This is a genomic window from Pseudoalteromonas sp. ESRF-bin5, assembly GCF_002632075.1.
GTDB classification, from domain to species: Bacteria; Pseudomonadota; Gammaproteobacteria; order Enterobacterales; family Alteromonadaceae; genus Pseudoalteromonas; species Pseudoalteromonas marina.
Map to the genome: position 1 here is coordinate 1 of NZ_NTLW01000036.1, position 8,590 is coordinate 8,590.

Here is an 8,590-nt window from a genome sequence, read left to right on the forward strand (position 1 = left end):
TCCATGGCATACACTTCGTTTAGATAAATAGGGATCCAGAAAACGAATAACCACCAGATTGGGTCAATCGCCGCAGAAGCTATAATTACACCCCAGCTTTGTTTACGTGAAAGCAACTCGCCAGTAGAAGGGTTATATTCTTCTTCGTCTTCGCCTGTTACATCGCCGTTGTCATCAACACGTCTTTGACCTGTTAAAATGTACTCGCGCTCTTCTTCGCTTATCCAAGGGTGAGAACCTGGTGGCGCTTTTACTAAAATTAACCATGGAACTAACCATAGAAAACCCAAGGCACCTACAAAAACAAACACCATTTGCCAGCTAAAATACACTGTTAAGTAAGCGATTAGAGGAATAGCGATAATGCCACCAATTGCAGCACCAGAGTTAAAAATACCCTGTGCAAGTGCGCGTTCTTTAGTTGGGAACCACTCAGCGTTTCCCTTGGCAGCGCCTGGCCAGTTACCGGCTTCAGCTACCCCTAAAATGGCACGAAAAATACTCAGGCTTAAAACACCTTGTGCAAATGCATGCGCAATGGTTGCCAACGACCACACACCAATTGATAAAACAAAACCAAAACGGGTGCCCACCCAGTCAAATATTTTACCAAAAATAGCTTGGCCAAATGCGTAGGCAAACACAAACACGATGGAAATATTTGCGTATATTTGTTTACGTTCTAATGCTGATTCATCAGGAAACATTTCTTCTACAATATCCGGCCAAAGCACACTAAGTGCTTGGCGGTCGATATAATTAATGATGGTTGCTAACGCGATTAACGCAATAACCCACCAGCGTAAGCCTTTAAGTTGCATAATTATTCCTCAAGAAAGTCTTCACGAGCTGGACTAAAAGTATCGATTAAAATACCACCTGTTGGGCATGTAGCGCCATGATCTGCAAACGGGGGAATAAAACAGCTGTCACCGGGTCTTAAAATTTCAGTGACTCCGTCAATGTTAAAGTGAAATTCACCTTCAACTACATAGGTTACTTGTGAGTGTCTATGAGCATGGTTATAACCAATTGCGCCTTTTTCAAACCAAATTTTAACGGCCATAAGCTCTTCGTTAAAACCTAACATTTGACGCTTTAAACCATTGCCTAAATCTTCAATTTCAGTTTTGTCACCAAATGAAAAATGTGCACTTTGCTTTTGCATCCTAATTACTCCTAATTATTCTTCAACGCATAAACGCCAAGTCGGTCGTTTAAGGTGAATGACTTATTTTTAAATGTGAATGTGTTGCTTGCTTTGCTGTGCGCTTTATTAATAGCGACTAAGTAGGCTTTGTTCTTAATGATTAAATGCACGAGCAATAAATTACCCTGCTCGATATAGTTGGCAGCTGACACACGGCTAACAGCCTCTAGGGTATATTCTTTACTAGGGTTATATTCACCGTGAGGCTCTAAGATAGATACAAACGTATGCTGTTTTTGATCTTCTACGCGACGAATAAAGCCATTTTCATTACGTAAATTAAAGTGTGGATCGTTTGCACCAATTTGAGTAAACAAGAATTCTTCATCGCCCGAAACTAAGCTTGTTTGCGTATAAAAACGTCCGTTATCATTAAGCCATGTCACCTTAGCAAGGCCAGTTTGAGGTGTTGCTTGTGCTTTAAGCCATAAATGCTGGTAACCATTATTACTGCCTAATGCAGATAGCTGTGATGCATTCGCTTTTAAGTCAAAACTTGTGTCAATGAGCTGCCCTTTGTAGTGAAGGGGTAAATCAAATTGATGTTTAGTCTTAGCATTGGCATTAAAAATATCTAATGTGATAGTGCTATCAAGCTCTGGTAAGTTTATTAATGCAAGGGTACGCTCTAGTTCTACGTTTTTGTAAGCCGAGCTAATTGAACCGTTTGCCACAGTACCAAACTCATTGGTAGTGAAGTAATTTAGTGTTGGGTGATTGTTGTTCCCCACTTTTACATTAGCATTGAAATGAGATGTTTCATCTACCACAACTGTATTGTGTGCAACGGTATGCTTGGCGTAGGTTTCATTTTCTGGAAGATAACGACCACCAAACTTAGCTTCAACGTTTAAAAAACGAGCCGCGCCATAGTCAGATACAATTTCGTTACCTCGATCATAAAATTGCCAAGTTAATTTATCAAAATGGCCATGGCCCAAACCTTGTGCCGCAGGTTTAAATAAAACAGCTTGCTCGCCACCTACTTGCGTTCTCATAACCACAAGCGCGCCTTGCTTACCATCATTACCATCACCAAACGCTACAGATCTAAACTCGTAAGGTGTTTGCATTTGATTGTCTAGCGCTTGAGCTACCTTTAAACCATCGCCAGATAAAATTGTCTGGTTTTGTTTTTTCGCAATATCTAAATAACCGGTGTTGTTTGTTAGCCCATAAGCTGCTGTAACGCCATGAACCAGCTCAATAGTGTCGATACCTTTACTTTTTATAGCGTCATTAATTGGGAAGAATAAACCGTTGTAGCTAAGTTGAATAGTGGTATCAATCGCTTTGAGTAGCACACCATCGCGGTATTCAAAAATATTACGTTGCGGCTCGTTATTCTCTATTGCTTTAGCAAACGTAACAAATGGCAATAATGCAAAACGCTGATAATACGGCCCTTCGTTGTAGTAGCCTTGTGGTGAAAACAGCATTTCTAATTGTTTAATAAAGCCACCTTTACCCGACTTGTCTAGGTCATATAGCGATTTTTCCACCCACTCAGGCTCGTCTAATACATATCCTGCCATACCTACACCAGCCGTGGCCCATGTACCATGATTGTGTACTTTATTAAACGTTGACGGTTGACCCTCTGATGTGAACAATGAAACAGGGCGTATTAAATCATCCTCTATTGTTTTAACCTGTGCTGCGCTTAATGAATCATGAATAAGGTCGTAAGCTTGTATAGTGTAAACAAGCCACATAGCTTCATTCAGGCTTTGCCAAAATAGCTTGCCAGGGTTTTGTGATTTAACTTTACGCTTTGGATGAACGTCAAGTGTTGGATAAAGAGCTGCGTATTCAAGCAGCATGTCGCGAACATAAGCAGCATATTTATCGTCTTCGCTTAATTGATAAATAATCCCCGCGTTGTACATTACCTGATAGTTCTTTTTATGGCGTTCGTGCGTATATCCGCCCCCACCATCTTTTGGTACTGGCACAGTGATAGGCTGCTTTATTTGATCATCTACTTGCGCTTTTAAATCGTTATACGCCGTTGCAAACTGCCCCTCACCCTTTATTGCTTGGCGCATGAGCTTTACATCGTCAATGGTGATTACAAGGTTTGGATGCGACCCAGCACTGGCTACTGATGACAGTAACAATGAAAATAAACCTAAAAAAGCGGCTTTTATGTGTGTTGTTCGTTTAAAAAAAATCATCAGTTTACTGCCCCTCATTTATCACGTTGTTATTTTCAAGAATTGCGGTATGCGGACCTTCAACTCTTAGTTCTTTTACACTTGGGGCGGGTGTTTCTTTAAATGTATTTTTTAATACTTTTGTGATTGGCTCGCCAACAGTCTGCTCCACGACTATGGGTGCAGAATTAGTGAACTCGTTATTTTCAATATTAGTAACCTGCACACCATGAACATAAATACTGGCTTTTTCTTTATTGCGTTTACCAAGGCCAACATTGTTAAGCGTATTATTTTTCATCTCAAAATGAGGGCCAAATGTACTCTCGTCAGACCCGCCTCGGTAGAGTTTTACTAAACTGCCTTTTACATTTTTAAAGCTATTGCCGGTAACCGTCACGTACTCTGCGTTGTAAACACCTAAGTCTTCGATTTCTGTATTTAGGCGTAATACATCGCCCGTAATTTCATTAAATGTATTATTATTTAATACAATGGTATCGGCCATAGCCCCTTTACCAGTGACGAAAAAATGAAATGAATGATTAATATCTAATGCATTGATTGCTGTATTTGTCATTTCAAAGCGGTAATTTTCTATCATTCCCCACTTTTGTGTGCGAACCACACTGTTACCAATGGCGTCAGGCGCGTTCTCACCTGAAATTGATAAACCATGGATTTTTAAGCTGCCGCCATCATGAATTTCAAATAAGGTAGAACGTTGAAAGGTAAGCTTCGATTGGCCTTCTTTCTTTGCCTTTATGGTGAGTGTTTTGTTTATTTTTACTAATTTAGAAATATCGTATTGACCAGGTGCCAATACCAATACATCACCTGTATTAGCATTTTCAATAGCATTTAATAAAGCATCTGCACCCGCTTTAACATTGATTGTTTTGCCCGAGTCAAATGCTGTTAATGCAGGTGTTTTAGGATACCAACTTACACCTACTTCTTCTTTTTGTAATACTTTTAAGTTGCGTCTAACGCCTACATTTAACTTTTTAGATACTGGGTAAAATAATCCATTTTTGGCTTTTTTTAGCTTTATATCTTGCTTTTCTACACCATAAGCTAGCTCATCTAACACGTTGGTATTGGCAGCATTATTACTAAGGACTAAACCAGTCACGTCGTCAAATGTTGTAAACGGCTGATTACCACTTTGATTTACAATCAAATTGTTGCTCATTGTGCTGTTTATTGGGACTGCACTGCGTTCAGCATCGCTTCCTGCTGCGAGCTGTATGTGACGTACATTTACGAATGTATTATTTTCGATTGTGGCGTTTTCTACCTGATGGTAGCGATTAATTGATGAATTAGGTACGCCATTCATCACAGTGAAACCACTCCCGAAGCGGTAGCCAGTTAACCCTTCTAGGTAGTTATTTTTAACAATTTGGTCTTTGTTGATTACGCGAATACCGCCAGTATGATCAACACCATTACCAATAAATACGTTTTCTTCTATTAGATTACCATTGCCATGGCGTAGCGTTAGTGTGCCTCGAGCTTCATAAAACACATTATTTTTAAGGGTATTTTTACCTGACTTAACAGATATTATTTCAACTTCACCATTAGTGCGCTCAAAGTAGTTGTTTTCAACCAAGGTATACGAGTCAGTTAAAGAATAATGACTTGTACCTATTCGTAGTGTTTCGCCACCATTAGATCCAAATGTAGGACGGTAGCCAAAATAATTATTGTCAATTTTGTGATGATTTTGTTGGCTTTGAGGAGTATTTAATCGAACAGCGACTGTCACACCTTTATTTCTTTTTCCCACTAGGTGACTGTGGTCAAATCTATTGTGTTGGCCGTATAGCGCTACCCAGTAATCTGACTCTCGCTTATCTGGATTATTATAATTGTCGATCACAACGTTGGTAACACGAGAGTGGTAAGCTAACTCTTTTTTATTTCGACGAAACTCAATTACTGCTGAACTGGGTGTATAGCCATCTTTAAAAACTAAACCCGACACTTCAAGATATTGACCCGCAAGACGAAGATTAGATTGGCCTGATAAAATAACGCTGCCATGTGTTTCAGCTGTTAACGTAATAGGTGCATTTTTTTTACCCTGGCCCTGTAATAAAATTTCAAAATCAGACCAAGTTCCATTTTTAAGAATAACTTTATCGCCTGCAAGTAGGTTTGCTGCAATATCGTTGAAAGCCTGTTGGTCCTCTACAAAATAATCTTTGGCCGCTATGTGTGTTGATAGGCAACCGATGAGAACTAGACTAAGCTTTATTGTATTAATCAAACGCATAGTTAACTCTTTTTCGTTGTGACTAAGTAAATGCGCTATCAGGGTTAAATAGACTGACAATACATAAAGACTTAAGTCAATTGGTGTCATGTGTGTTGAAGCGCTTTAAGTCATAAGCTTAAAGCGCTTTAAAGCTAGAAAAGAATTACTTTTCTAGTTTTTTGAAGTAATCAAATATCTCTGGCACGTTGCCTTGACCCATACCTGCGTCAAATGCAGCTTGTAAGTTAGCAGACGAACCTTCAGCAATTTTTGATTGAGTGCCTAAATCTTCAACCATTTGTAAAAAATAGCCTAAGTCTTTATTTGCATTGGCGATAGAAAAACCTAAGTCGCTTACATTATCAACCGCGTAGTTTTTACAAAAATGCATAAACGGAGAATTTGACGGACCAGTAGACATTATGTCGAACAATTGCTGACGGTCTACACCTGCAAGCTCTGCAACAGCAAACGCTTGTGACATAGCACATACAGTCGTCATTCCCATAAAGTTATTGATTAACTTAGTTGTGTGGCCAGCGCCTAAATCACCTAAGTGAAAAACGTTCTCGCCTTGGTCTTCTAATACAGATTTCACTTTATTAAAGGTCGCCATATCGCCAGACGCCATAATATTTAATAAACCATCTTTGGCATGTGCAGGTGTACGACCTAATGGCGCGTCAATCATACCAGCACCCTTAGCAGCTAAGTCAGCACCAATTTTTTTAGTTGAAGATGGTATCGATGTACCGAAGTCCACAAGCACTGCGCCTTCTTTGATCCCAGCTAAAATACCATCATCTGCGTAAACAATTTTTTCAACTACAGCTGAAGTTGTTAGACAAAGCATTACAATATCTGCACCTGAAGCAAGTTCTTTCGCCGTGCTTGCTGTTTTTGCGCCTCGAGCAACACATGCAGCAACTGCATCTTTGCTTAAATCCATAACAATCAGCTCATAGCCTTTGTTTTGTAAATTTTCGGCCATATTGCCGCCCATAAGGCCTAGACCGATGAAACCGATTACAGGTTTTGACATGAAAAACTCCTAGATATGATGGCGCAAACTTTTATGATAATGAGTAATGATTTACCCCATAAAATAGGTACGCTCTGTCTTTTATTTAATTCAGTAGAGCCACTTTATTAAGTTAAATAAATAAGTTTTCCGTGCTTAGTGTAAGTAAAAATGTTGAGCCAAATTTTTATTGGTTTTTGCATTTTTAGTTCTTATTTAAGTTCAAAAATTTAGTGTAACTCTAGTTAATTGCTATCCCATTTAGTAACAACGTTAACGAGGTTACCAATTGGTATGCACAAACATTATGACCAAATGCATTTATTGTCAACCAATAAGTTGCTTTTTGTAAATTAGCCAGTTACAACCAAATGCTAATGGAAATAAAAATACCCAACAATTACAACAAGATAAAAACTAAAACCTAACTCTTCGTGTAAAAGCATTGTTAAATAATATTAAAATAAACTTTCAGTGACAGGTTGACCAATAAGCGTAAAAATTGGCTAACCAGTCGTATTTTTATTTAAAATTGGTAATTAATTTAAGTTGTTAACTCACATATAAATAATAAATTTTTTATTTATTCATACTTAAATACTAAATGGACGTTTTATTGGTTGTAATAAACATGTGCTGCCCTTATATAATCTCAAACTAACAAAGCAATACGCCTTCTATAAAAAACGTATTTCAAAACGTCTGAATGAAAGGCCGACTACATTCCAATAAAGTTTAAGGTTACTTAAATGCGCTTATTACACACTATGCTTCGCGTTACAGATTTAGAAAAATCCATTGCGTTTTACACGCATGTTCTTGGTATGAAAGAGCTACGTCGCTCTGAAAACGAAGAGTACCGATACACATTGGCCTTTATAGGCTATGGCGACGAAAAAGATACAACCGTCCTTGAGCTAACATACAACTGGGATCAAAGTAGTTACAGCTTAGGAGACGCCTACGGGCACATCGCCATTGAATTTGAAGACATATATAAAGCGTGCGATGACATAAAAGCGGCAGGTGGAAATATAAGTCGAGAACCCGGCCCAGTTAAAGGTGGGACAACCCAAATTGCATTCGTTAAAGACCCTGATGGGTATGCAATTGAGCTTATTCAGAAAAAATCATAAATAATAATGTGTAATATTTTACCCAAAAAAAAGGTGCCCTGGGCACCTTTATCGTAATTGACTATCTTTACTACCACGGCGATTAAACGCCTTAGAATTACTTGGTAGCCCTTCTAATTCCGCTTGGCATGAAATGCAGTAGCGCACACCTGGTAACGCTAGCCTTCTTGCTTGTGGTATTGCTTCGTCACACTCATCGCAAATCTCAGCACTAGCTCCAGTGATTAAGTTTCTTCTTGCATATTGTACTGCATCGTTAACACTTGCATCTATTTGCTCTTGAATTGCGCCATCTCGCGCCCATCCACTTGCCATAAATCCTCCTCTTTTTCTGGAAGTTTTATATAGGTTAACAAGTAAAATATTTATAAGCCCTGAATGGATCATACAGGTTATGTTTGTTGAGTCTGCTTAAATCTAGGACATAATTGAGTGGATATTTTAGATTGTGATTAAAATGAAAATAAACTTGGAAAATAAATTGAGGTATGAATAAAAATAGTTGGTGAGGTATATTTAAATCTTAACAACACTACCCTACTTTATGAAAGTAAGTGGCGTCCCCAAGGGGATTCGAACCCCTGTTACCGCCGTGAAAGGGCGGTGTCCTAGGCCTCTAGACGATGGGGACACATAAATGTGTCACTAGGACAACTGAATGGTTTGACTCGTTTCAGGCGAGCTTTCTTAATAACACTACACTAACTATTAAAGTAGTAAGTGGCGTCCCCAAGGGGATTCGAACCCCTGTTACCGCCGTGAAAGGGCGGTGTCCTAGGCCTCTAGACGATGGGGACACAT

7 protein-coding genes and 2 tRNA genes are annotated in these 8,590 nt (G+C 38.9%); 1 reads left to right on the top strand and 8 read right to left on the bottom strand.

Annotated elements, in window-relative coordinates; all coding sequences use genetic code 11:
• The 5 genes from BCG07_RS00880 to BCG07_RS00900 form a co-directional block, all read right to left on the bottom strand.
• A partial coding sequence (locus BCG07_RS00880; RefSeq protein WP_286888106.1) for an MFS transporter occupies positions 1 to 821 on the bottom strand: 821 nt, incomplete at its 3' end.
• Positions 822 to 823: 2 nt separating this feature from the next.
• The gene (locus BCG07_RS00885; protein ID WP_006794594.1) at positions 824 to 1,168 is read right to left on the bottom strand and encodes a cupin domain-containing protein; all 345 of its coding nucleotides are present in this window, start codon (positions 1,166 to 1,168) and stop codon (positions 824 to 826) included.
• A gap of 11 nt (positions 1,169 to 1,179) precedes the next feature.
• Entirely contained in the window at positions 1,180 to 3,387 is a 2,208-nt protein-coding gene (locus tag BCG07_RS00890; RefSeq protein ID WP_286888109.1) for a heparinase II/III domain-containing protein, read from the bottom strand.
• A 4-nt stretch (positions 3,388 to 3,391) separates the two neighbouring features.
• Positions 3,392 to 5,650, bottom strand: coding sequence for a polysaccharide lyase 6 family protein (locus tag BCG07_RS00895; protein ID WP_286888115.1), 2,259 nt, complete (start codon positions 5,648 to 5,650; stop codon positions 3,392 to 3,394).
• A 145-nt stretch (positions 5,651 to 5,795) separates the two neighbouring features.
• The gene (locus tag BCG07_RS00900; protein WP_008131457.1) at positions 5,796 to 6,674 is read right to left on the bottom strand and encodes an NAD(P)-dependent oxidoreductase; all 879 of its coding nucleotides are present in this window, start codon (positions 6,672 to 6,674) and stop codon (positions 5,796 to 5,798) included.
• A gap of 728 nt (positions 6,675 to 7,402) precedes the next feature.
• Here BCG07_RS00900 and gloA point away from each other — a divergent pair.
• Positions 7,403 to 7,789, top strand: coding sequence for a lactoylglutathione lyase (gloA, locus tag BCG07_RS00905; RefSeq protein WP_010558060.1), 387 nt, complete (start codon positions 7,403 to 7,405; stop codon positions 7,787 to 7,789).
• Between the two features lie 48 nt (positions 7,790 to 7,837).
• On the opposite strand, the gene BCG07_RS00910 is transcribed toward gloA, so the two are convergent.
• The 3 genes from BCG07_RS00910 to BCG07_RS00920 form a co-directional block, all read right to left on the bottom strand.
• Positions 7,838 to 8,104, bottom strand: a complete 267-nt coding sequence (locus BCG07_RS00910) for a DksA/TraR family C4-type zinc finger protein (RefSeq protein ID WP_286888114.1) — start codon at positions 8,102 to 8,104, stop codon at positions 7,838 to 7,840.
• 240 nt (positions 8,105 to 8,344) lie between these two features.
• Positions 8,345 to 8,420, bottom strand: a tRNA-Glu gene (locus tag BCG07_RS00915).
• 90 nt (positions 8,421 to 8,510) lie between these two features.
• Positions 8,511 to 8,586: transfer RNA gene (locus BCG07_RS00920), tRNA-Glu, on the bottom strand.
• Positions 8,587 to 8,590: the final 4 nt, after the last annotated feature.

Bases quoted from the DNA above. Each gene is read 5' to 3' on its own strand.
- BCG07_RS00885 (WP_006794594.1), bottom strand. From the start codon at position 1,168: ATGCAAAAGCAAAGTGCACATTTTTCATTTGGTGACAAAACTGAAATT.
- BCG07_RS00890 (WP_286888109.1), bottom strand. From the start codon at position 3,387: ATGATTTTTTTTAAACGAACAACACACATAAAAGCCGCTTTTTTAGGT.
- BCG07_RS00895 (WP_286888115.1), bottom strand. From the start codon at position 5,650: ATGCGTTTGATTAATACAATAAAGCTTAGTCTAGTTCTCATCGGTTGC.
- BCG07_RS00900 (WP_008131457.1), bottom strand. From the start codon at position 6,674: ATGTCAAAACCTGTAATCGGTTTCATCGGTCTAGGCCTTATGGGCGGC.
- gloA (WP_010558060.1), top strand. From the start codon at position 7,403: ATGCGCTTATTACACACTATGCTTCGCGTTACAGATTTAGAAAAATCC.
- BCG07_RS00910 (WP_286888114.1), bottom strand. From the start codon at position 8,104: ATGGCAAGTGGATGGGCGCGAGATGGCGCAATTCAAGAGCAAATAGAT.